General features: G+C 70.2%; 18 protein-coding genes. 5 read left to right on the top strand and 13 right to left on the bottom strand.

The window, feature by feature from the left end; all coding sequences use genetic code 11:
• Positions 1-87 precede the first annotated feature (87 nt).
• From HWX08_RS04915 to HWX08_RS04885, 7 genes are read right to left on the bottom strand one after another with little or no spacing between them, the layout of a single operon-like run.
• Entirely contained in the window at positions 88-1,041 is a 954-nt protein-coding gene (locus HWX08_RS04915; RefSeq protein WP_174921740.1) for an ABC transporter substrate-binding protein, read from the bottom strand.
• Between the two features lie 36 nt (positions 1,042-1,077).
• Positions 1,078-2,262 carry a c-type cytochrome gene (locus HWX08_RS04910; protein ID WP_175806983.1) on the bottom strand — a complete coding sequence of 395 codons (1,185 nt, stop codon included), beginning with the start codon at positions 2,260-2,262 and terminating at the stop codon, positions 1,078-1,080.
• Between the two features lie 50 nt (positions 2,263-2,312).
• Positions 2,313-3,134 carry an ABC transporter ATP-binding protein gene (locus tag HWX08_RS04905; RefSeq protein WP_069259786.1) on the bottom strand — a complete coding sequence of 274 codons (822 nt, stop codon included), beginning with the start codon at positions 3,132-3,134 and terminating at the stop codon, positions 2,313-2,315.
• Entirely contained in the window at positions 3,128-4,222 is a 1,095-nt protein-coding gene (locus tag HWX08_RS04900; protein ID WP_174922579.1) for an ABC transporter permease, read from the bottom strand. The genes HWX08_RS04905 and HWX08_RS04900 overlap by 7 nt, the downstream gene beginning before the upstream one ends.
• A 4-nt stretch (positions 4,223-4,226) precedes the next feature.
• On the bottom strand, positions 4,227-5,270 hold the full coding sequence (locus tag HWX08_RS04895; protein WP_174922578.1) for an ABC transporter substrate-binding protein: 1,044 nt from the start codon (positions 5,268-5,270) through the stop codon (positions 4,227-4,229).
• 32 nt (positions 5,271-5,302) lie between these two features.
• On the bottom strand, positions 5,303-6,142 hold the full coding sequence (locus HWX08_RS04890; protein ID WP_069259788.1) for a class II aldolase/adducin family protein: 840 nt from the start codon (positions 6,140-6,142) through the stop codon (positions 5,303-5,305).
• 23 nt (positions 6,143-6,165) lie between these two features.
• On the bottom strand, positions 6,166-7,251 hold the full coding sequence (locus HWX08_RS04885; protein WP_174922577.1) for an LLM class flavin-dependent oxidoreductase: 1,086 nt from the start codon (positions 7,249-7,251) through the stop codon (positions 6,166-6,168).
• A gap of 306 nt (positions 7,252-7,557) precedes the next feature.
• Between HWX08_RS04885 and HWX08_RS04880 the strand changes: the two genes are divergently transcribed.
• On the top strand, positions 7,558-8,889 hold the full coding sequence (locus tag HWX08_RS04880) for an acyl-CoA dehydrogenase family protein (RefSeq protein WP_174922576.1): 1,332 nt from the start codon (positions 7,558-7,560) through the stop codon (positions 8,887-8,889).
• A 61-nt stretch (positions 8,890-8,950) separates the two neighbouring features.
• Here HWX08_RS04880 and HWX08_RS04875 read toward each other — a convergent pair whose 3' ends face one another.
• Positions 8,951-9,925 (bottom strand): LysR family transcriptional regulator, encoded by a 975-nt coding sequence (locus HWX08_RS04875; protein ID WP_174922575.1) that lies wholly within the window; start codon positions 9,923-9,925, stop codon positions 8,951-8,953.
• A gap of 17 nt (positions 9,926-9,942) precedes the next feature.
• Between HWX08_RS04875 and HWX08_RS04870 the strand changes: the two genes are divergently transcribed.
• Both HWX08_RS04870 and HWX08_RS04865 read left to right on the top strand, forming a co-directional pair.
• Positions 9,943-10,509 carry a cysteine dioxygenase family protein gene (locus tag HWX08_RS04870; protein WP_174922574.1) on the top strand — a complete coding sequence of 189 codons (567 nt, stop codon included), beginning with the start codon at positions 9,943-9,945 and terminating at the stop codon, positions 10,507-10,509.
• A gap of 90 nt (positions 10,510-10,599) precedes the next feature.
• Entirely contained in the window at positions 10,600-12,228 is a 1,629-nt protein-coding gene (locus HWX08_RS04865; protein ID WP_174922573.1) for a rhodanese-related sulfurtransferase, read from the top strand.
• A gap of 78 nt (positions 12,229-12,306) precedes the next feature.
• Here HWX08_RS04865 and HWX08_RS04860 read toward each other — a convergent pair whose 3' ends face one another.
• Positions 12,307-13,449 carry a glycerophosphodiester phosphodiesterase gene (locus HWX08_RS04860; RefSeq protein WP_069259794.1) on the bottom strand — a complete coding sequence of 381 codons (1,143 nt, stop codon included), beginning with the start codon at positions 13,447-13,449 and terminating at the stop codon, positions 12,307-12,309.
• Between the two features lie 373 nt (positions 13,450-13,822).
• On the opposite strand from HWX08_RS04860, the gene HWX08_RS04855 reads away from it, so the two are divergent.
• Together HWX08_RS04855 and HWX08_RS04850 are read left to right on the top strand one after the other, a co-directional pair.
• Positions 13,823-14,887, top strand: coding sequence for a phytoene/squalene synthase family protein (locus HWX08_RS04855; protein WP_174922572.1), 1,065 nt, complete (start codon positions 13,823-13,825; stop codon positions 14,885-14,887).
• 496 nt (positions 14,888-15,383) lie between these two features.
• Complete coding sequence (locus HWX08_RS04850; RefSeq protein ID WP_069259796.1) at positions 15,384-16,598, top strand: porin; 1,215 nt, start codon at positions 15,384-15,386, stop codon at positions 16,596-16,598.
• A gap of 208 nt (positions 16,599-16,806) precedes the next feature.
• On the opposite strand, the gene HWX08_RS04845 is transcribed toward HWX08_RS04850, so the two are convergent.
• From HWX08_RS04845 to HWX08_RS04830, 4 genes are read right to left on the bottom strand one after another with little or no spacing between them, the layout of a single operon-like run.
• Positions 16,807-18,318, bottom strand: coding sequence for an efflux transporter outer membrane subunit (locus HWX08_RS04845; RefSeq protein ID WP_174922571.1), 1,512 nt, complete (start codon positions 18,316-18,318; stop codon positions 16,807-16,809).
• A gap of 10 nt (positions 18,319-18,328) precedes the next feature.
• On the bottom strand, positions 18,329-19,483 hold the full coding sequence (locus tag HWX08_RS04840) for an ABC transporter permease (RefSeq protein ID WP_069259798.1): 1,155 nt from the start codon (positions 19,481-19,483) through the stop codon (positions 18,329-18,331).
• Positions 19,480-20,439 carry an ABC transporter ATP-binding protein gene (locus HWX08_RS04835; RefSeq protein ID WP_174922570.1) on the bottom strand — a complete coding sequence of 320 codons (960 nt, stop codon included), beginning with the start codon at positions 20,437-20,439 and terminating at the stop codon, positions 19,480-19,482. The genes HWX08_RS04840 and HWX08_RS04835 overlap by 4 nt, the downstream gene beginning before the upstream one ends.
• Complete coding sequence (locus tag HWX08_RS04830; protein WP_425128436.1) at positions 20,436-21,395, bottom strand: HlyD family secretion protein; 960 nt, start codon at positions 21,393-21,395, stop codon at positions 20,436-20,438. Before HWX08_RS04830 ends, HWX08_RS04835 begins: the two co-directional genes overlap by 4 nt.
• Positions 21,396-21,397 lie beyond the last annotated feature (2 nt).

Genomic DNA, 21,397 nt, shown 5'->3' with positions numbered 1-21,397 from the left:
ACGCTGGCTGAAGGCGGATGACGAGATCGCGATTGTGCCAGATCGCGCCGCAACCGTTCGGGCGGCTGCGTGCCGCCGCGCGGCCGGTCACGCGAGCGGGAAGCCCGCGTCGAACGTCGCGCGCACGGCGAGCGGCTGGCGCAGCAGGCCCGCCTTCAGGTAGAAATCGGCCGTGCGCTGCTGCTCGGCGACGATCGTCGCATCGATCGGCAGCCAGCGTGTGTTGCGGCGTTCGAATTGCAGCTTCGCGGCCGCCGGAGGAATGCCGATGATGCGGGCGAGTGTGGCGGAATACGCGTCGACGTGCCGGTACGACCACGCCTGCGCGCGCACGACGCGCCGCAGGAAATCGTGCAGCACGTCGCGCTTCGACACGATCGCCGCGTCGGTCGCCGCGAGGTAGCTGAGGCCCGACCACAGCCCGCGGCCGTTGACGAGCACGCGCGCGCGGCCGCCGGTTTCCGCGAGCGCGGTATAGGGCTCCCACGTCGCCCACGCATCGATCGAACCGGTTGCGAGCGCAAGCATCGTGTCGGCCGGCGGCAGGAAGCGGAACGATACCGCGTCGGGCGGCAGGCCGGCCGCATCGAGCGCCTTCAGCGTGACGAAATGGCCGATCGAGCCGCGCGTGGTACCGATGCGCTTGCCTTTCAGGTCCGCCGGGCCTTTCAGCGGCGCATCGGGCCGCACGAGCACCGCGGTGCCGTACGGGTCGGATCGGTTCGCGCCGATCACCTTGATGCGGGCGCCCGACGCGAGCGCGAAGATCACCGGCGCGTCGCCGATCGGCCCGCAGTCGACGGCGGCCGCGTTCAGCGCTTCGGCGAGCGGCGCGGCGGCCGGGAATTCGGTCCACGCGATGTCGTACGTCAGGCCGTTCAGTTCGCCGGCCGCTTCGAGCAGCGCGCGCAGCCCGCCTTTCTGGTCGCCGGCGCGCAGCAGCGGCCGCGTGCCCGTCTGTGCGCGCAGCGCGGCCGGGGCCGTGGCGATCGTGGCAAGGGCGCTCGCTTGTGCGAGGAAGTGGCGTCGGGTCGGATTCATCGTGAAAGTCGGTGAGAAGAGAGGTTCAGCATGCATTCAGTGCGGCAGCCCGGCCTGGACGTCGCGCACGGGCTCCGAGTCGACGCGCAGCAGCAGCGCGGTCAGCGGATCGCCGCTCGCGGCCGGTCCGGCGGGTCGTGCGCGGCCGTCCGCGCGGCACAGCAGGTCGGCATCCGACCAGCCGGCGTTGCCCGGCAACGCACGCGCCCGCAGCCAGCCGCGACGATCGGCGAGCAGCTGCGTGCCGCCGAGCGCGTCGGGCGCCACGCCGGCGATCGTCGCGAACGCGCGCCACGCATCGGGCGTCGCGGCGACGCAATCGGCGCGCGTCGTGCCGGCCGCCGGCGGCACGGGCGCGCCGTGTGCCGTGACGAGCAGGGTTTGCCAGCGTGCGTCTTCCGGCGGCGGCGTCGCGCCCGGCGTGAGCGCGACGATGCGCACGCGCTGGCCTGCGCGCCAGCGCTCGAGCGGCTGCGGCGCGGCGGCGCCGCAACGTACGTCGAGCGCCGGCAGCGGGATGGGCACGGGCCACGCGCCTTCCGCCTGCGCGCCGCTGCCCGCCGCGAGCGCTTTCAGGTAGTCGAGCACGGCCCAGGTGTCCTGCGGCCCGAGCGTCGCGGCGAAGCCGGGCATCGTCGGCGCGCCGCGTTCGTCGTGCATGCCGTGACGCACGCGCCAGAACAGTTCGCCGTCGAGACGCCGGGCGAGCAGCGCGCTGGCGAAGGTCGGCGGCCAGTGCGCGAGCGTGGCCGCGAGCGGCCCTTCGCCGCGGCCGTCCGTCCCGTGGCAGGCCGCGCAGTGCTGCGCATACAGGTGTGCGCCGCGCATTACGTTCGAGACGGAAAACGGCGCGGGATCGCGCTGGAAACTCGTTGGCACGGCGGGTGCGAGCCACAGCGCGGCCGGCGGCCACGGCGCGAACCAGCAGGCGGCCAGCGCAGCGAGCGCCGACGCGATACGCCATTTGCGCGAAGCGAACGCGACGGACGCGAGCGCGACGGCCAGCGCCGTCGCCGCGGCGGCGAACGCGAGTTGCCGCGTGAGGCCCGCGTCGATCCGCAGCGTTTCGAGCGCGACGCGGCGCGCCCACGGCCACGCGGGCTGACCGTCGGCATCGCCCGTCAGGCCGAGCGCATGCAGCCCGTGCGCGAGCGCGATCTGCGTGCGATACAGCGCTTGCAGGAACACGAGTGCCCAGTCGGCGAACGTCGGCGCGTTCATCGGCACCCTTCGCGCCGCGCGGCGGCCCATCGTCGAGCGGCACCGCGCATCTACCAGCTCGCATCGAGCCCGAGGTGCCGCAGCGCGTCGTGACGCAGTTCGGCGAGGCGCGGGTCGCCGCGATGGCGCGGGTAGGGCAGGTCGACGCGCAATTCGGCGACGATCCGCGCGGGTCGCGGCCCGAACACGATCACCCGCTGCGCGAGGAACAGCGCTTCCTCGACATCGTGCGTGACGAGCAGCGCGGAGAACCCGTCGCGTCGCCACAGCGCGGTGAGTTCGGCCTGCATCGTGAGCCGCGTGAGCGAATCGAGCTTGCCGAGCGGCTCGTCGAGAATCAGCAGGCGCGGATCGTTGACGAGCGCGCGGGCCAGCGCGACCCGCTGCGCCATCCCGCCGGACAACTGATGTGGGAACACGTTCGAGAATTCCTGCAGCCCGACGCGCGCGAGCGCCTCGTCGACGCGATGCTGCGACGCACGCGCGACGCCGCGCGCCTCGAGACCGAGCGCGACGTTCGCGCGTACGCGCCGCCACGGGTACAGCGTCGGGTCCTGGAACACGACGATGCGCGACGGATCGGGTTGCGCGATCGGCACGCCGTCCTGCGCGATCGTGCCTTGCCGCGCGGCGTCGAGCCCCGCGACGAGGCGCAGCAGCGTCGATTTCCCGCAGCCGCTCGGGCCGAGCAGCGCGACGAATTCGCCGGCCGCGACCGACAGCGTGACGTCGTCCAGCACCGGCAGCGCGCCGCCGGGGCCATCGAATGCGTGGCTCACGCGGCGGATGTCGATGCGCGCGCCGCGCGGCGGCGTGACGGCGGGAGCCGCGGCGGCGGCAACGGACGATTCGGGTACGGCGACGCTCACCATTTGACGGTTCCTTTCTGCCACGCGAGCACGCGGTCGCGCACCGCGAACAGCAGCGCGATCAGCCCGGAAAACAGCAGCGCCATCACGATCAGCGCCGCATACATGTTCACGTACGACGCCCAACCCTGCGCCCAGCTCAGGTACCAGCCGAGCCCGGACTTGACGCCCATCATCTCGGCGACGACCAGCACCGTGAACGACGCGCTCAGCCCCATGAAGATGCCGACGAACACGTGCGGCAGCGCGGCCGGAATCGCGACGCGCAGCACGAGGAAGCGCGCATTCGCACCGAGCGTGCGCGCGACGTCGTAATACTGCTTGTTGACGCTCGCGACGCCCGACCACGTCAGCACCGCGACCGGGAAGCCGGTCGCGAGCGCGATCAGGAACGCGGCGGCCGAATAGCTCGACGGGAAGAAGTAGAACGTGAGCGGCAGCAGCGCGGTGGCCGGCACGGGGCCGAGCACGCGCAGCACCGGATGCACCCAGTAGCCGATCCGGCGCGACCAGCCGATCGCCACGCCCACGGCGAAGCCGACCGCGACGCCGTACGCAAAGCCGAGCGCGAGCAGCTTCAGCGTGTTGCCGGCGCTGCCGGCGAGGCGCGGCCAGTCGTCGACGTAGACCTCGATCAGCGCCTGCGGCGGCGCGAAGAACGGCGTCGGCAGCCAGCCGGTTTTCGCGGTGAGGATTTCCCACGCGGCGAGCGCGAGCGGCAGCGCGACGAGCCATGGGCCGGCCGCGCGCACGCGCGCGAGCGGCGTGCGCGTCGCGGGAGCGAGCTGGCCGAGCGTCGCGGCGGCGAGCAGCAGCGCGGCGATCGTCCACGCGGCCGTGCCGAACGTGTCCGTGTAGGCCCAGTCGGTGAAGCCGACCACGCGGTTCGGCCACAGCTGCGTGAGCGCGCCGAGTGCGGCCCACGCGAGCGCGGCCGCGATGCCGGTCGGCCAGGTGCGGGCGCGGCGAGCCTCGGCGGCCAGCGTGGCTTCGCAGGCCGTGCAGGCGATGCGTGCCGCGGGGGCGACGGCATCGCCGCCGGAAGGCGCGGATGGGGTGCGTGCGGCGGGCGCGTGTTCGATCGTCGACATCGCGTCACCCCAGCACGTTCGCATAGACCTGCTGCGCGAAGCGCTGCGGGTCGGTGCTCTTCTTCAGCACGCTGATGCGGCGGAAATCGTCCGCGTAGAACGCGATTTCCTGCTGCAGGTCGACGTTGGTCGGATGGTGCGTGTAGGTGAGCGTCGCGTACAGCTTGCGCAGGTCGTCGGGGCTGATCTTCGGCGAATACTTCGCGAACACCTTCGCGGCTTCGTTCGGATTGTCGTGCGTGAATTCGGTGGCCTGCACGATCGAGCGCGCGAGCGCGGCCGCCGACGGCCGGTCGTTGCGCACGAGGTCGCCGCGCGCGCCGATCACGCAGCACACCTTGTGCGCGTATTCGCCGGACAGGTTCGTCGCCAGTTCGGTGTACGCACCGTTGCTGCGCTTTTCGAGCAGATAGAGATTCGGGTCGCCGTCGGCGATCGCGTGAATCTCGCCCTTGTCGACCGCGACGCCGAGCAGATCGGCCGGATACTGCCGCCACGTGATGTCGCGTTCGGGATCGATCCCGTTCTTCGCGAGCAGGATCGAAAAGAAATGCTTGCCGGGCGCGGCCAGATCGCTGACGCCGACCGTCTTGCCCTTCAGCGCCTGCAGCGTCGTCACGCCGGCCGCCTTCGCGCCTACCAGCCGCACGCAGCCGCCGTGCGAGCTGCCGATGATCTTCACGTCGAAGCCGGCTTCGAGCGGCTTGAGCCAGCGATGGATCATGCCGACCGCCGCATCGGCCTTGCCGGTCGCGATCGATTCGAGCAGCTGGTCGGTCGAGCCGCTGTAGTTGATCAGCTCGACCTTCAGGCCGTTCTTCTCGAAGAAGCCGCGCTCCTGCGCGACGACGATCGGCGTCAGGCAGAACGCGTTCTGGTTCCACGCGAACGTGAGCTTCTTCAGCGGTGGCGCGGACCAGGCCTTGCGGCCGAGCGTGATCGCGGGCGCGGCGAGTGCGGCGGCGCCGGCTGCGCGCAGCAGCTTGCGGCGTTTGTCGTCGTGCGTGTCGTGCGCATCGGCGGGCACGGGTGCGGTGGTTCGGGTCATGTGGTCGGGTCTCCGGTCGTGCGCAAAGGTGCTCAGTCGAGCAGGTCGGGTTCGTCGGCGACGACGCGCGCGAACAGGCTGTCGAACGCATGCAGTGCCCCCTCCGGGCCGCCGATCTGGCCGTGCGTGTGCCGCGCGGTCGCGTGATCGATCGGCTGCGGCGTGCCGGCCGCTTCGGCCAGCAACTGCGTGTGCGCGGCATTGTCGAGCGCGATGTACCACCACGCGGCCGCCTCGACCGTCGGGCCGACGCTCAGGATGCCGTGGTTCTTCAGGATCACGCCCTTGTGCGTGGTGCCGTCCGGTTTCGCGAGCGCAGCGGCGATCCGCGCGCCTTCGCTCGTGTCGACGACCATCCCCGTGAAGTCGTCGAACAGCGCGTGATCCTCGTAGAACACGCACGCGTCCTGCGTGAGCGGATCGAGCGGCCGGCCGAGCGTCGACCACGCCTTGCCGTACGTCGAATGCGTGTGCGCGGCGGCGACGACGTGCGGATGCGCGTCGTGAATCGCCGCGTGAATCGCGAATGCGGCCTTGTTCAGCGGCCGCGTGCCGATCGCGGTTTCGCCGCGTGCGTTGACGAGCAGCAGGTCGGACACCTTGATCTGCGAGAAATGCAGGCCGAGCGGATTCACCCAGAAGTGGTCGGGCAGTTCGGGGTCGCGCGCGGTGATGTGGCCGGCGAGACCCTGTGCGAAGCCGAAGCGCGCGAACAGGCGGAACGCGGCGGCGAGCCGTTCCTGACGGTGACGGCGCTCGGCGGCGACGTCGACGCGCGGCGCCGGCGGATCGAACCAGAAATGCTGGCGCGGCGCTTCGGCGAGTTCGAGGCCCGATGCGGTGCGGGCGGGGGAGGCAAGGACGGCGGACATGATCGTGTGTCGCTCCGTCGGGCTCAGGCTGCGCGGCGCGCCGCGTCGCGTGCGGCGACCGCGGCACGCACGCGCGGAATCAGTTCGCGGCCGTAGTCGATCGCGTCTTCCAGCGGATCGAAGCCGCGGATCAGGAACGTCGTCACGCCGAGGTCGTAGTAGTCGAGCAGCGCATCGGCGACCTGTTCGGGCGTGCCGACCAGCGCCGTCGAATTCGAGCGCGCGCCGGTGAGCTTCGCAATCTCGGTCCACAGCCGCTTGTCGACGCGCGAGCCGCGTTCGGCCGCGGCGAGCAGGCGGCGCGCGCCTTCGCTCTGCTGCGGGCCGCCGGCGCCGAGGCCGGCCGCTTCGCGCAGCCGGCGCGTCTCGTCGAGGATGCGATGCGCACGCGCCCACGCTTCGTCCTCGGTCGCGGCGAGGATCGGGCGGAACGACACGGAGAAGCGCACCTGCCGGCCGTGCCGCGCGGCTTCGGCGCGCACCCGCGCGGTCAGGTCGCGCACCTGGTCGAGCGATTCGCCCCACAGCGCGTAGACGTCCGCGTGCTTGCCGGCCACCGCGAGCGCGGCCTCCGATGCGCCGCCGAAGTAGATCGGCACATGCGGCTGCTGGAGCGGCTTCACTTCCGAAAAGCCCTGCTTGAACCGGTAGTGCGCGCCGTCGTGATCGAACGGCTGCGCTTCGGTCCAGATCCGCCGCAGGATGCCGAGGTATTCGTCGGTACGCGCGTAGCGCGCGTCGTGGTCGAGGAAATCGCCGTCGCGCTGTTGCTCGCTGTCCGAGCCGCCGGAGATGAAATGCACGGCGAGCCGGCCGCGGCTGAACTGGTCGAGCGTCGCGATCTGGCGCGCGGCGAGCGTCGGCGCGGTGAAGCCCGGACGATGAGCGAGCATGAAGTGGATGCGCTCGGTCGCGGCCGCGGCGAACGCGATCGTCAGCGTCGCCGACGGGCCGGTCGAGTGGTGCGGCACGAGGATCCGGTCGAAGCCGGCCGTCTCGTGGGCGCGCGCGAAGTCGCGCACGTAGTCGGGATCGACCACGGGGCCGGACGGCGGGTGGATTTCCGACTGCTTCTGGCTCTGGATCATGCCGATGAATTCGACGCTCATCTGGGTCTCCGGTGCGGGGATGTCCCGGCGCACGGCCGGGCAGGAATGGAGCGCAGGTTAACGCCGGGATCATGCGGAACGGAAATAATCAATCCCGATTTGAATATCAGATTTGCATGGTTTGGGCGGCGGGGCGCTGCGCCTACGCTGTGGGCTCACGAACGATCGGGCGCGCGGGCGCCGGCGAACCTAACCACTGCACGCGCCCGATCGTCGACTTCATGAAAGACCGCGACGCGCGGCGACCGATTGCCGTTGCGTCGTCGCGGCCTGTCCTTTTCCGCATGTCCCAGGGAATCCGTGCCGATGTCCGCCAGCCTTGCCGCTTCCTCGCCGTCGCAGCCGCCGCCTTCGCTGCGCCTGTTGCCCACCGACGATGCCGACGACGCACGCGTCGCCGCGCTGCTCGACCGTCTCGCGCCGGCCCTTGCCGCCGATGCGGCCCGCAACGATGCCGATGGCCGCTTTCCGCATGAAAACTTCGCGCGGCTGCAGCGCGCGGGGCTGATCGCGCAGGTCGTGCCGCGCGCGTTCGGCGGCGCCGGGGCGACGCTCGCGCAGGCGAGCCGGATCGTGGCGGCCGTCGCGCGCGCCGATCCGACAACCGCGCTGGTGCTGACGATGACCTATCTGCAGCATCGCGCGCTCGGCCGCGCCGACAACCGCTGGCCGGCGCGGCTCCGGCGCGAGGTGTTCGACAGCGCGGTCGCGCAAGGCGCGCTGATCAACGCGCTGCGCGTCGAGCCCGCGCTCGGTTCGCCGTCGCGCGGCGGCCTGCCGGAAACCATCGCGCGTCGCGACGGCGACGGCTGGCGGCTGTCCGGTCACAAGCTGTACTGCACCGGCATCCCGGCGCTGCGCTGGCTGGCCGTGTGGGCGCGCACCGACGAGCCGGCGCCGCGGGTCGGCGTGTTTCTCGTGCCGCGCGAACCCGATGCCGATGGCGACCGCATCCGCGTGATCGAAAGCTGGAATCACCTCGGCCTGCGTGCGTCAGGCAGCCATGAAGTCGTGTTCGACGACGTGCGGCTGCCGGCCGATCATGCGGTCGACGTACGCGCACCGGACGCATGGGCCGTGTCGGCCGCATCCCATGCGGATGCCGATGCGCAGGCCGACCAGCAGGCGTGGATGGTCGCGCTGCTCGGCAGCCTGTACGACGCGGTGGCGCGCGCGTCGCGCGACTGGCTGGTCGGGTTCGCGACGACGCGTGCGCCGAGCGGGCTGGGCGCGCCGCTCGCGACGCTGCCGCGCGTGCAGGAAGCGGTCGGCGACATCGAGGGCTGGCTGCACTCGAACCGCGTGCTGCTCGACGATCACATCGCACGTACCGACGCGGGCAATGCGCCGCCGGTCACGACGAGCGGCCTCGTCAAGCGGACGGTAACCGAGCACGCGATTCGTACGGTCGAGCAGGCGTTGAAGCTGTCGGGCAATCACGGGTTGAGCCGCGCCAATCCGCTCGAACGCCACTATCGCGACGTGCTGTGCAGCCGCGTGCATACGCCGCAGGACGACGCGATCGCGGTGGCGGCCGGGCGCGCGGTACTCGAAGCGGCGGGAAGGGGCGAGTCGAAGGGCGAAACGAAAAGCGCCGCGCCACTCGACGACACCCGACGCGGCCGCGTCGATGCGTGAGCGGAGCGCACCGCGCGCAGGTGTCGAGCGGGCGGCGCGATGCCTGCACCGCCCGGCCGGATCACGCAGCCTTGCCGTGCCGCTGCTCGGGCAGCGCGAATGCCGCGCGCGCCTGTGCGGCAACGGCGGCGAGCGGCGCGTCGAAGCGGGCCGCATCGTGCCGGCGCAGCAGCCACAGATCGATCTGCGGCTTGAAATCGACGAGCGGCACGATGTCGAGCGCATCGCGCAGCGGGCTGCCTTCGACGAGCGGCAGCGGCATCAGCCCGATCCCGAAGCCGTTCGCGACGCTCTGCAGTTGCAGGTCGCGGCCGTAGGTGTCGAGCGTGACCGGCATCGGCAGCCCCTGCGCGTCGAGCGCGCGCCGCAAGCCCGCGCGAAAGCCGCAACCGTCGGGATTGAGCACCCAGCCGTGCGCGCGGCAATCGGCGAGCCGGTAACTGCGGCGTGGCCAGTCGCCCTTGCGGCCGACCGCGACGAGCCGCGTGGCCAGCAGCCGTTCGCCCTCGACCTGCGCGGGCAGCACCATCTCGCGCGCGAGGAAGACGAGCGCCGCATCGAGTTCGCGACGGGCGACGCGCTCGACGAGCATGCCGCCCCACGCGGTCGTGACCTGTGTCGCGAGCGCGGGCCACTGCTCGGCGAGTGCGGCGATCAGCGCGGGCAGCATCAGCTCGCCGAGGCCCTGCGTGAGCCCGATCCGGAATTCGCCGGCGGGCGGCTGCTCGCCGGCCGTCAGCTCGCGCAGCGCATCGACTTCGCGCAGGATCGCGCGACACTGTTCGAAGACGCGCCGGCCGATGTCGGTCGGGCGCGGCGGCTTCGTGTTGCGATCGAGCAGCGTCACGCCGAGCGCTTCCTCGAGATTCTGGACGCGCCGCGTGATCGCGGGCTGCGTCATCCCGAGCTCGGCCGCGGCCTGGCTCAGTGTCTGGCAGCGGACGACCGCTGCAAAAGCGTCGATATCGCTAATTTTCATGTTTGTTCTGCATGGTCTTTCGGGTGCATCATGACGATCCATCATATTCGGCATCATATTCGAGGAGTCAGCCGATGAGTACGCTTTCGTTGCATCGGACGCCGCTGCGTCCGTTCGTCGACGGTCTCGGCGCGCTGCTCGCGTCCGGCGCGGACGAGGCGCGCATCCTCGACGAAGGCGGCGCGCTGCTCGCCGCGCTCGTCGAACACGACGACTGGTTGCCCGACGCGTTCGCGCAGCCCGACCCCGCGCGCTATCGGCAGTACCTGCTGCATCTCGACCCGGACGAGCGGTTCTCGGTCGTCAGCTTCGTGTGGGGGCCCGGCCAGACGACGCCGATCCACAACCACACGGTGTGGGGGCTGATCGGGATGCTGCGCGGCGGCGAATTCTCGCAGCCGTACCGGTTCGACGCTGCGGGCCGGCCGGTGGCGTCCGGCGAAGCCGTGCGGCTGCGGCCGGGCGAAATCGAAGCCGTGTCGCCGCGCATCGGCGACGTCCATCGCGTGACCAACGCGTTCGCCGACCAGGTATCGATCAGCATCCACGTGTACGGTGCGAACATCGGCAAGGTCGAGCGCGCGGTGTACCAGGACGACGGGACCGTGAAGCCGTTCGTGTCCGGCTATTCGAACGCCTGATGCAGCGCCGGCCGGCCTGCGCCGGCAGGCCCCTGACTCATCCTTTTTCGCTTTCTTCACCGACTTCAACGCATTCGAGACAGAAACATCGTGACGCAATCCGCCGACTCCACCTCCCGCTTTCCCGTCGCGTCGTACCAGGACGTGCGCGCCCGCCTGCTTGCCCGTGACGAGCTCGCGCTGATCGACGTACGCGAGGAAGATCCGTACGCGCAGGGCCATCCGCTGTGGGCCGCGAACTTCCCGCTGTCGAAACTCGAACTCGACGCGTGGACGCGGATTCCGCGCCGCGACACGCCGATCGTCGTGTTCGGCGAAGCGGGCGGCGAGGATCTCGCGCCGCGCGCGGCCGCGAAGCTCGCGCAGCTCGGCTATACCGACGTGCGGCTGCTCGACGGCGGCCTCGCGGGCTGGGTCGCCGCGGGCGGCGAACTGTTCATCGACGTGAACGTGCCGAGCAAGTCGTTCGGCGAATGGGTCGAGGCCGAGCGGCACACGCCGTCGCTGTCCGCGCAGGAGGTGCAGGCGCTGATCGACGCGAAGGCGGATGTCGTGATCGTCGACGCGCGCCGTTTCGACGAATACCAGACGATGAACATCCCGACCTCGACGAGCGTGCCGGGCGCGGAACTCGTGCTGCGCGTGCGCGCGCTCGCGCCGAACCCGGCGACCCGGGTGATCGTCAACTGCGCGGGCCGCACGCGCAGCATCATCGGCACGCAGTCGCTCGTCAACGCGGGGCTGCCGAATCCGGTCGCCGCGCTGCGCAACGGCACGATCGGCTGGACGCTCGCGGGCCAGACGCTCGAGCGCGGCGCCGCGCGGCGCTTCCCGGACGCCATCGACGCAACGCAGCGCGCCGACGCCCGCAAGGCGGCGCGCGCGGTGGCCGAACGCGCGGGCGTGCCGCGCATCGCGCTCGCCGACGTCGACGCGCTCGCCGAACCGGGCCGCACGCTGTACCGCTTCGACGTGCGCACGCCGGAGGAATACGAAGCCGGCCATCTGCCGGGCTTCCTGAGCACGCCGGGCGGCCAGCTTGTGCAGGAGACCGATCATCACGCGGCCGTGCGCGGCGCGCGGATCGTGCTCGCCGACGACGACGGCGTGCGCGCCGACATGACCGCATCGTGGCTCGCGCAGATGGGCTGGGACGTGCGCGTCGTCGAACCGGAAGGCGGCACGGCCCGCTTCGTCGAGCGCGGCCAGCCGCCGCGCGACGTGCCGGCCGCGCCGGCCGTGACGGACGTCTCGCCCGCGACGCTCGCGGGCTGGCTGAAGGAGGCCGCGCCCGGCGAGCTGGCGGTCGTCGACGTGACGGCCAGCGCGAACTATGTGAAGCGCCATATCCCGGGCGCATGGTTCGCGGTGCGCGCGCAGTTGCGCGAAGCACTTGCCGCGATCCCGCCCGCGAAGCGCTATGTGTTCACGTGCGGATCGAGCCTGCTCGCGCGGTTCGCGGCGGACGACGCGCGTGCGCTGCTGCCGGCGTCGGCGCACATCGCGGTGCTGACCGGCGGCACGGCCGCCTGGATCGACGCCGGACTGCCGCTCGAAAGCGGCGAGACGCGCCTCGCGTCACCGCGCGTCGATCGCTACCGGCGCCCGTACGAAGGCACCGACAACGCGGCGGCCGCGATGCAGGCGTATCTCGACTGGGAGTACGGGCTGGTCGATCAGTTGAAGCGGGACGGCACGCATCACTTCAACGTGATCTGACCAGTGCGGTGCAGCGGGGCGCGACGGCACGGCGTGTGCCGCGCCCCGTTGCCGCACGTCGGGCAGGTTGCGCGCGTGTCAGCGCTTGAACGTATCGACGGCCGCGCGGCCGACGGCCGGATCGTCGGTGAAGAAGCCGTCGATGCCCGCGCGCAGGTACGCCTGGATCTCGCGCACCGAGCCGGCCGTGTTGCGCGTGGCCGGCGTGCCGCCGTCCTTCAGCGACGCGGGCAGGAAGTTGTTCTCCGGGCGGAACGTGTAAGGATGCACGACGAGGCCGGCTTCGTGCGCGTAGCGCACGTACGGCGTCGGCTGTTGCAGCGTGCCGTCCGCGGCGACCGCGATGATCGACGTCTTGTACGGGCCGACGCCGTTCGCATAGGTCGCGATCTCGCGCATGCCGTCGCGCGTCGACAGGTCGCCGTAGGTGCGCTTGTCGTTCGCCTTCACGAAGTCGTACGGGCGCTGGCCGGCTTCGTCCATCAGCTGCACGAGCTTCCAGTTCGGCTGGCTCGACTTGATCCGGTTGCGGATCGTCTTCAGGTTCGCGACCTCGAACGACTGGATATAGACGGTCGCGGTGCGCGCCGTGTACGGATCCTTCAGCAGCGCGTCGACGAGACGGTCCTCGAGCGGCAGCCCGATCGACTGGAAGTAGGTCGGATGCTTGGTTTCCGGATACAGGTGAATCGTGCGGCCGGTCTGCGCGGACATCTGCTTCGCGAGCGCGACGATCTCGTCGAACGTCGGGATCTCGAACTGGTCGTTGTACGCGGTGTTCGCGGGGCGCACCTGCGGAATGCGCTCGCGGGCGCGCAGCGTCTTCAGTTCCGCCAGCGTGAAATCCTCGGTGAACCAGCCGGTCAGTTCCGCGCCGTCGATCGTCTTCGTCGCCTTGCGGCTCGCGAACTGCGGCAGCGTCGATACGTTCGTCGTGCCCGAGATCTCGTTCTCGTGCCGCGCGACGAGCACGCCGTCGCGGGTCGACACGAGGTCGGGCTCGATCACGTCCGCGCCGTCCTCGATCGCCTTGCGGTACGACGCGAGCGTGTGTTCGGGGCGCAGCGCGCTCGCGCCGCGATGGCCGACCACCTGGACCTTCGCGGAAATCGGCTGGGTGGGATCGGACGCGACGTCGTCGCCGCCGCATGCGGCGAGCAGGAACGCGGCCGCACAGGCGAACGGCACGTAGCGCAGGGAGGTCGGGCGCTTGAAGAGCATGTCGGTGAACCTTCGAAACGGAAGTCGGAAAGGGGGCTCGCTCGGACGGCGCGGCTGTCGTGCCGTGTCGCGTGGAGTCGAACGGGACGCGATCGTCGCACCGAATAATTACATATGTATTACTTCGGCCTTTCCGTTGTCTGATTTCAGGGCGCGATGCCGGCGGCGGCGTGATCGACGGCGGCCTGCCGGCGACGCATTCCGGCCGTCTCGGGCAGGCCGCGCGCCGGATGCACTAAACTTGCGGGAATTTTGCATCGCCGCGCCGGGGCCGACGCCCGTCCGGCGCGACGATGCGGCGACTCGCGGGCCGGCGCGGGCGCCCGGCGCCCGTGTGTGCCCGGGGCCCGCGCCGGCCGATTTTTCCCGACCCATGACGACTCGAACCGATTCCGCTTTCCTGCTCGGCGATCTGCTGAAGAACGTTTCCCGCTCCTTCTACCTGACGCTGCGCGTGCTGCCCGACGGCATGCGCGACCCGGTCGGCCTCGCGTACCTGCTCGCGCGTGCGGCCGACACGATCGCCGACACCGCGCTCGTCGCGCCCGACCGGCGGGCGGCGCTGCTGACCGACCTGCGCGACGAGGTCGAGCGGCTCGGCGACGGCGCCGCGCTGTCGCGTGCGCTCGAGGACGTGACGCGGATGCAGACCGACTCGCACGAACACGTGCTGCTCGGCTCGGTGGAGCCGATGCTCGCGCTGCTGCGCACGCAGCCGGATGCCGACCGCGCGTCGATCCGCAAGGTCGTCTCGACGCTGACGGCGGGGATGGTGTTCGACCTGCGCACGTTCCCCGACGAGCAGTCGGGGCGCGTCGCGTCGCTGCCGACGCGCGACGAGCTCGACCGCTACACGTATCTCGTCGCGGGCTGCGTGGGCGAGTTCTGGACCGACATGACGGGCATGCACACGCGGGCCGCGCGCAGCTGGAACCTCGCGGACATGTGCGAGAAGGGCATTCGTTTCGGCAAGGCGCTGCAGATGACCAACATCCTGCGCGACTGCGGGAAGGATCTGCGCATCGGCCGCTGCTATCTGCCCGACGACGTGCTGCGCGCGCACGAGCTCGATGTTGCCGACCTGATGGCGCCCGATGCGTCGGCGCGTGCGCGCGGCGTGCTCGTCGACCTGCTGCGCGTGACGCTCGACCAGTATCGCGACGCGTGCCTGTACACGCTCGCGATCCCGCGCCGCTTCGTGCGGCTGCGGCTCGCGTGCCTGTGGCCGATCATGATCGGCCTCGAAACGCTCGAGCTGCTGGCCGGCAACGCGGCGTGGCTCGATCCGGCGAAGCCGGCCAAGGTGCCGAGAAAGCGCGTCTACCGGATCATGGCGTCGTCGCTCGCGCTGGTCGGCTCGAACGCCGCGATTCGCGCGCGCCTGACCGCGCTCGCCGATGCGGTGAGTGCGCATCTCGCGCAACCGGCCACGCGCTGAATCGGACTGAACGATGCAGGCACGACAGGCGCCTGCATCGCCCGTCGGCCCGCATTCGCCGGGTCGTTCTCCTGCCGGTCGTCGCTCCCCGCGCCGCGACTAAAAACGTTTTCATTATTTCGTGTCGCGAAACGTGGGTGTCATGAACGTCAGCGATCCTTCGCGGCGGCGTGAATCGCGGCGTCAGCCGCGTCGCGCATTTGTAAGATGTATTTCGCCGAAGGCATCTGACGACATCCGACGGTCGCGTCGCACCCGTAAAAATGTAAAGCTAGGGTTTTCACCGTGAAATGCCGGAGAGGCCCGCCGCGTAAGCGTTTTCGGCTGTCATGTAACCGTTTGGTGAACCCGCGCGTTGCGTCGATCATACGATGACCGACTGCACATGTTGGGAAATAATCGGTAATCCGTCAGAATCGCGTCGGCATGTACTCGCACATGTGTCAGTCATAAAACCACACCAGAAAAGAAATCATTCTTTGAGGACGGAGAATCAATGAAAAAGCGCGTCGCTTTCGCCATGACGGCAGTGGGCCTTGCAGCCGCTACCGCCGCCCACGCCCAGAGCAGCGTGACCCTGTACGGGATCGTCGATAACGGTCTGGCTTACCAGAACAACTCGTCGGCAGTCGGTGCAACGTCGGGCGGTCACTCGAAGGTGCAGATGTCCACCGGCGTGTGGGCAGGCAGCCGCTTCGGCCTGAAGGGCAGCGAAGATCTCGGCGGCGGCACGAAGGCGATTTTCCAGTTGGAAGCCGGCGTCAACACGGCTAACGGCTCGTCGCAGTGGACCAACGGCATCTTCACGCGTCAGGCGTGGGTGGGCCTGACCAACAGCACGTACGGTACGCTGACGGCCGGCCGCCAGTACACCGCGTACTACACGCTGCTGTCGCCGTACAGCCCGACGACCTGGCTGACCGGCTACTACGGCGCGCACCCGGGCGATATCGACTCGCTGGATACCAGCTACCGCGCGAACAACTCGCTCGTCTACATGTCGCCGAAGTTCTACGGCTTCACGGTCGGCGGTTCGTACTCGTTCGGCGGCGTCGCAGGCGCGACGAACCGCGGCTCGACGTGGAGCGCGGCGATCCAGTACCTGAACGGCCCGGCAGGCATCGCGGTCGGCTACCAGAAGGTCAACAACTCGACGCTCGGCGGCGGCGTGTGGGGCGCGAACTCGACGGTCCAGAACGGCCTGACGGCATCGGGCGACGGCAACCAGCCGGCCGTGTCGTCGATCAACAACGGCTATGCCACCGCGCAATCGCAGCAGCGTATCGCCGTGACGGCGGGCTACCAGTTCACGCCGGCATGGGACATTTCGGCGTCGTACTCGAACGTCCAGTACACGCCGGGCGTCGGCTCGTCGTTCCGCAACACCGCAATCTTCAACACGGCAGGCGCCGTGCTGCACTGGAAGGCGGCTGCCCAGTGGGACTTCGCGGCAGGTTACTCGTACACGGCGGCAACGCAGTCGAACGGCATCACCAGCTCGGCCAAGTACCACCAGGTCACGCTGTCGCAGTACTACAGCCTGTCGAAGCGCACGGGACTGTACGCGGTTGAGGCTTACCAGCACTCGAGCGGCAACACGCTCAACGCCGGCAAGATCATCGCTGCAACGACGTCGATCGGCGACGGCGTGGGCGCGGGTTCGAAGCAGAACCAGATCGGCGTCGGCGTCGGCCTGATCCACCGCTTCTGATGTCGCGCGGCGCGCGAGCGCCGCTTGCGGCATGCGGTATGAGAAACCGGCCTTCGGGCCGGTTTTTTATTTGCGTGACGCGTTGCACGTATCGCGGGTTCGGTCATCGGCGGGTATCGAATGGAAGCGGGCCGCGACGGCGGCCGAACCCGATACGTGCGCCGTTCATACGATGCATCGCGTGTAGGCCGGCAGTGTCCGGCCCGCGCTAGTGTCGTCCGGTCGTCGACTCCGCAGCATCGTCATCCGTCCAGCTTCCCGCCAGCGCCTGAAACAGCGCCGCCGTATCGGCGAGGCGGTCCGCTTGCGCGCGCGTCCGGTCGAGCGCCGTCTGCAGCGTCTGCCGCTGCGCGTCGAGCAGATCGAACGTGCTGATCCCGCCCGCCGCATAGCGCTCACCGGCAATCCGGTTGCTGGCCGCTGCTTCCTGCGCGGCCGTGTCTCGCGCCTGCAGTTCAACCGCGTCGTGCTCGACCGCGCGCATCGCGTTGGCCACCTGCTGCAGCGCTTCCAGCACGGTTTCCCGGTAACTCGCGAACGCGGCGTCGTATGCCGCTTCGGCCGCACGTTTCTTCGCGTGCAACTCGCCGCCGTGAAAGAGCGGTTGCGTCAGGCCAAGGCCGACGTTCCACACATTGAGCCCGCTCACGAGATCCGCGATGCGCGTGCGCTCCGAGCCGATCCCCGCCGATATCGACAAGCGCGGATACAGGTTCGCGGTGGCCACGCCGACGTTCGCGCTCGCCTGGTGCAGCACGGCTTCGGCCGCGCGGATGTCGGGGCGTTCGCGTGCGAGCGTCGACGGCAGCGCAACAGGCAGCGTGCGCGGCAGCGCGAGCGCATCGAGCGTGAGGTCGGGCAGCATCGCGTCGGCGGGCGGCGCGCCGAGCAGGATCGCGAGCCGGTGGCCCGACTGCGCGAGACGGGCCGCGAGCGGCGGCAGCGACGCCTGCGTCTGCGCGAGCAGTGCGCGTTGCGCATGCACGTCGGCTTGAGATACGCCACCCGCCGCGAAGCGCGCTTCGACGATGCGCAACTGTTTCGTCTGCGCGTCGATCAGTTGCTGCGTGAGCGCGACCTGTTGCGCAAGCGATGCACGCAGGATCGCGGTCGCGACGACGTTGCCCGCGAGCGTCAGGCGCGCCGCGTCGAGCGTGTACGCCTGGTAGTCGACCTGCGCGCGCAGCGCTTCGAGCGCACGCCGGTTGCCGCCGAACACGTCGAGCACGTACGACACGCTCACCGACGCGTCGTACAGCGTGAACGGCCCCGGGCTGGGCACGCTGGCCGGCAGCCCGAACGCGGTCGTATCGACTTGCTCGCGCGTGGCGGACAGGCTCGCGTCGACTTTCGGCAACATCGTCGCTCCGGTTTCGGCCGCATGGTTCTGCCGCGCTTCGTCGAGCCGCGCGCGGGCGACGGCAAGCGTCGGGCTGTTGCGCCACGCGATGTCGACGAGCCGGTTCAGTGGTTCGGCGCCGAACTGCGTCCACCAGCGTCGCGGCGTGTGCTCGGCCGCTGTGAACGTCTGCGCGTCGCCGGCCGGCCCGGCAGCGGCGGCCGTCGTCGCGGGCGGCTCGCCGTGCGTATAGTGCTGCGCGGCAGGCGCATCGGGCGCGCGGAAATCCGGCCCGACCGCGCATCCGGCCACGAGCAGCGCGGCGGCGGCCAGCGTGCAGCGGCGGGCGGCGTGGGCGCGGAGACGTGAAGCGGGTTTCATCGCACGGCCCCTAATCGAGCGTACGCCGGTAGAAGCGCAGCGCGATGCCCATCACGACGACGGTGAACAGCGCGACCGGCCACACCGACGGCCACAGGTCGCTCCAGCCGTTGCCTTTCAGCAGGATGCCGCGCACGAGCCGGTTGAAGTACGTGAGCGGCAGCAGGTTGCCGATGAGCTGCGCCCACTTCGGCATCCCGGCGAACGGGAACATGAAGCCCGACAGCAGGATGTTCGGCAGGAAGTAGAACACCGCGAGCTGCATCGCCTGCAACTGGTTCTGCGCGAGCGACGACAGCGTGATGCCGACCGTCAGGTTCGCGGCGATGAACAGTAGCGCGGACAGATAGATCGCGAACACGCCGCCGACGAACGGCACGTGAAACACGAACCGCGCGGCCGCGAGAATGATCGATACCTGGATCAGCCCGATGAATACATACGGGACGATCTTGCCCGTCATCACCTCGAGCGGCCGCACGGGCGTCGCGAGCAGGTTCTCCATCGTGCCGCGCTCGCGTTCGCGCGTGATCGCGAGGCCCGTCATCATCACCATCGTCATCGTCAGGATCACGCCCATCAGGCCCGGCACGACGTTGTACTGCGTGATGCCCTCGGGGTTGTAGAGCCGGTGCAGCACGACGTCGAACGCGGCCGGGCGACCGTTCAGGTGCGCGAGCGGCCCGGTCAGGTCCTTGTCCGCGACGGGCTGCACGAGGCCCGGCAGCGCGCCGATCGCGGAAGCGGTCGCGACAGGATCGGTCGCGTCCGCCTCGACGAGCAGCGACGGACGCTCGCCGCGCAGCAGCCGCCGCGAGAAATCGGCCGGCACGTTCAGCACGAACTGCACGTCGCCGCGTGCGAGCGCATGCCGGCCGGCCGCTTCGTCGGGCAGCGTCTGGACGATGTCGAAGTACGCGGAATTGCGCATCGCGGCGATGAAGCTGCGCGCGAACGGGCTCGAATCGGCGACGATCACCGCGGTCGGCAGATGCTTCGGATCGGTGTTGATCGCGAAGCCGAACAGCGCGAGCTGGATGATCGGCACGCCGACGATCATCGCGAACGTCACGCGGTCGCGCCGCAACTGCAGGAATTCCTTCAGCACGATGCTCCACCAGCGCGCGACCGAGAACGTGTCGCGCAGGCGCGTCCGCGCGTTCATGACGACGCTCCGCCGGGCGGCGCGGACGCGCGGCCCATCATGTAGATGAAGACGTCTTCGAGACCGGTGTCGATCGGCGCGATCTGCAGCTCGCCACGCCCGTCGGCGTGCGCGGCGAGCTGCGCGAGCGTCGCGTCGAGCCGCGCGCGATCGCGGCCGCTCACGTGCAGCGCCGAGCCGAACACGACCGTCTGCTCGACGCCGGGCAGCGTGCGCAGCCGGACGGACAGGTCGCTCAGATGCGCGCCGGTGATCGCGCGGGTCACGAGCCCCTGCGACGCGACGATCTCGGCCGACGTGCCCTGCGCGAGCAGCTCGCCGTATGCGATGTACGCGAGCTTGTGGCAGCGCTCGGCCTCGTCCATGTAGTGCGTGCTGACGAGCACCGAGATCCCTTGCGCGGCCAGCCGGTGCAATTCCTCCCAGAAGTCGCGGCGCGCGGCCGGATCGACGCCGGCGGTCGGCTCGTCGAGCAACAGCAGTTCGGGCTCGTGCAGCATGCACGCGGCCAGCGCGAGGCGCTGCTTCCAGCCGCCCGACAGCGCGCCCGTGAGCTGGTCCGCGCGGCTCGCGAGGCCGAGCCCGTCGAGGGCGCGCGCGACGGCCGCGTTGCGGTCGGGCATCCCGTACACGCGCGCGACGAAATCGAGGTTCTCGCGGATCGACAGGTCCTCCCAGTACGAGAAGCGCTGCGTCATGTAGCCGACGCGCCGCTTGATCTGCGCGCTGTCGCGCACGATGTCGTAGCCGAGGCAGGTGCCGCTGCCCGAGTCGGGCGTGAGCAGCCCGCACATCATCCGGATCGACGTGGTCTTGCCGCTGCCGTTCGGCCCGAGAAAGCCGAAGATCTCGCCGCGCGCGACGCGCAGCGACACGTCCTTCACGACGTGCTTGTCGCCGAACCGCTTGTTCAGGCGGTCGACGTCGATCGCATACGGGGCGGCCGGCGCGTTCATCGCACGCTCACGGAGACGGGCTGTCCCGGATGCAGCTTCGGCGCATCGGCGACGGCGGGGCGCGCCTCGATCATGAACACGAGCTTGCTTCGGCTCTCGTTGCTGTAGATCACCGGCGGCGTGTATTCGGCCTCGCTCGACACGTAGGTGATGTGCGCCGCCACGTCGGCCGCACAGCCGTCGCAGTGGATCGCGACGGTGCGCCCCGGTGCGAGCGATGCAATGGCGGCCTCGGGCACGAAGAAGCGCACCTTCAGGTTTTGCGGCGGCAGCATCTGCACGACCGGATTGCCGGCCTGCACCCATTCGCCGACACGGTACAGCGTGTCGTACACGCGCCCGGCGGCGGGCGCGGCGACGCGCTTCTGGTCGAGCTTCCATTGCGCTTCGGCCACGGCCGCCTGCGCGGCGTCGACCTGCGCGGCCTGCGCGGCGACCTGCTGTGTGCGGCCCGGCAGGCGCGCGACGTCGACCTGTTTCTGCAGTTCGCGCATCTGCGCGGCGGTGGTTTGCGCGGCCGTGCGCGAATCGTCGAGCTGCTGCTTCGACAGGCCGCCGGCCGCGTACTGGCGTTCGTCGCGCTCCAGTTGCGCGGCGGCTCGCGCGGCCTGCGCGGCGGCCTGGGCGAGCTGCGCCTGCGTGACCGCGATTTCCGGCGGGCGCTTGCCCGTCCGCAGGTCGGCAAGCTGCGCGCGGGCGGCCGCGAGCTGATGCTGAGCCTGCCGCAGTGCGGCCGCTTCGTTGACGGCCTCGAGCGAGAACGCCGGCGCGCCGGCAGCGACGGTCTGGCCGCGCGCCACCGACAACTGCGTCAGCGTGCCCGATTGCGACGACGACAGGTACACGAATTCGCCTTCGACATAGCCTTGGTAGGTGCTGCCGTCGTTCGTCGGCCGGTGGCAGCCGGCGAGCAGCGCGGCGACGACGGCCAGCGCAAGCGGCAGCCACAGCGACAGCG

The sequence above is a fragment of the Burkholderia metallica genome (assembly GCF_902832845.1).
Classification (GTDB): Bacteria; Pseudomonadota; Gammaproteobacteria; order Burkholderiales; family Burkholderiaceae; genus Burkholderia; species Burkholderia metallica.
Note: the sequence above shows the minus strand (reverse complement) of the source record. Positions and strands in the feature narration are given on the sequence as shown.

What these genes read in the sequence shown, in the direction of transcription:
- HWX08_RS04880 (WP_174922576.1), top strand. Translation starts at nt 7,558, where the DNA reads ATGTCCGCCAGCCTTGCCGCTTCCTCGCCGTCGCAGCCGCCGCCTTCG.
- HWX08_RS04910 (WP_175806983.1), bottom strand. Translation starts at nt 2,262, where the DNA reads ATGAACGCGCCGACGTTCGCCGACTGGGCACTCGTGTTCCTGCAAGCG.
- HWX08_RS04890 (WP_069259788.1), bottom strand. Translation starts at nt 6,142, where the DNA reads ATGTCCGCCGTCCTTGCCTCCCCCGCCCGCACCGCATCGGGCCTCGAA.
- HWX08_RS04905 (WP_069259786.1), bottom strand. Translation starts at nt 3,134, where the DNA reads ATGGTGAGCGTCGCCGTACCCGAATCGTCCGTTGCCGCCGCCGCGGCT.
- HWX08_RS04895 (WP_174922578.1), bottom strand. Translation starts at nt 5,270, where the DNA reads ATGACCCGAACCACCGCACCCGTGCCCGCCGATGCGCACGACACGCAC.
- HWX08_RS04875 (WP_174922575.1), bottom strand. Translation starts at nt 9,925, where the DNA reads ATGATGCCGAATATGATGGATCGTCATGATGCACCCGAAAGACCATGC.
- HWX08_RS04840 (WP_069259798.1), bottom strand. Translation starts at nt 19,483, where the DNA reads ATGAACGCGCGGACGCGCCTGCGCGACACGTTCTCGGTCGCGCGCTGG.
- HWX08_RS04900 (WP_174922579.1), bottom strand. Translation starts at nt 4,222, where the DNA reads ATGTCGACGATCGAACACGCGCCCGCCGCACGCACCCCATCCGCGCCT.
- HWX08_RS04915 (WP_174921740.1), bottom strand. Translation starts at nt 1,041, where the DNA reads ATGAATCCGACCCGACGCCACTTCCTCGCACAAGCGAGCGCCCTTGCC.
- HWX08_RS04870 (WP_174922574.1), top strand. Translation starts at nt 9,943, where the DNA reads ATGAGTACGCTTTCGTTGCATCGGACGCCGCTGCGTCCGTTCGTCGAC.
- HWX08_RS04850 (WP_069259796.1), top strand. Translation starts at nt 15,384, where the DNA reads ATGAAAAAGCGCGTCGCTTTCGCCATGACGGCAGTGGGCCTTGCAGCC.
- HWX08_RS04860 (WP_069259794.1), bottom strand. Translation starts at nt 13,449, where the DNA reads ATGCTCTTCAAGCGCCCGACCTCCCTGCGCTACGTGCCGTTCGCCTGT.
- HWX08_RS04855 (WP_174922572.1), top strand. Translation starts at nt 13,823, where the DNA reads ATGACGACTCGAACCGATTCCGCTTTCCTGCTCGGCGATCTGCTGAAG.
- HWX08_RS04885 (WP_174922577.1), bottom strand. Translation starts at nt 7,251, where the DNA reads ATGAGCGTCGAATTCATCGGCATGATCCAGAGCCAGAAGCAGTCGGAA.
- HWX08_RS04835 (WP_174922570.1), bottom strand. Translation starts at nt 20,439, where the DNA reads ATGAACGCGCCGGCCGCCCCGTATGCGATCGACGTCGACCGCCTGAAC.
- HWX08_RS04845 (WP_174922571.1), bottom strand. Translation starts at nt 18,318, where the DNA reads ATGAAACCCGCTTCACGTCTCCGCGCCCACGCCGCCCGCCGCTGCACG.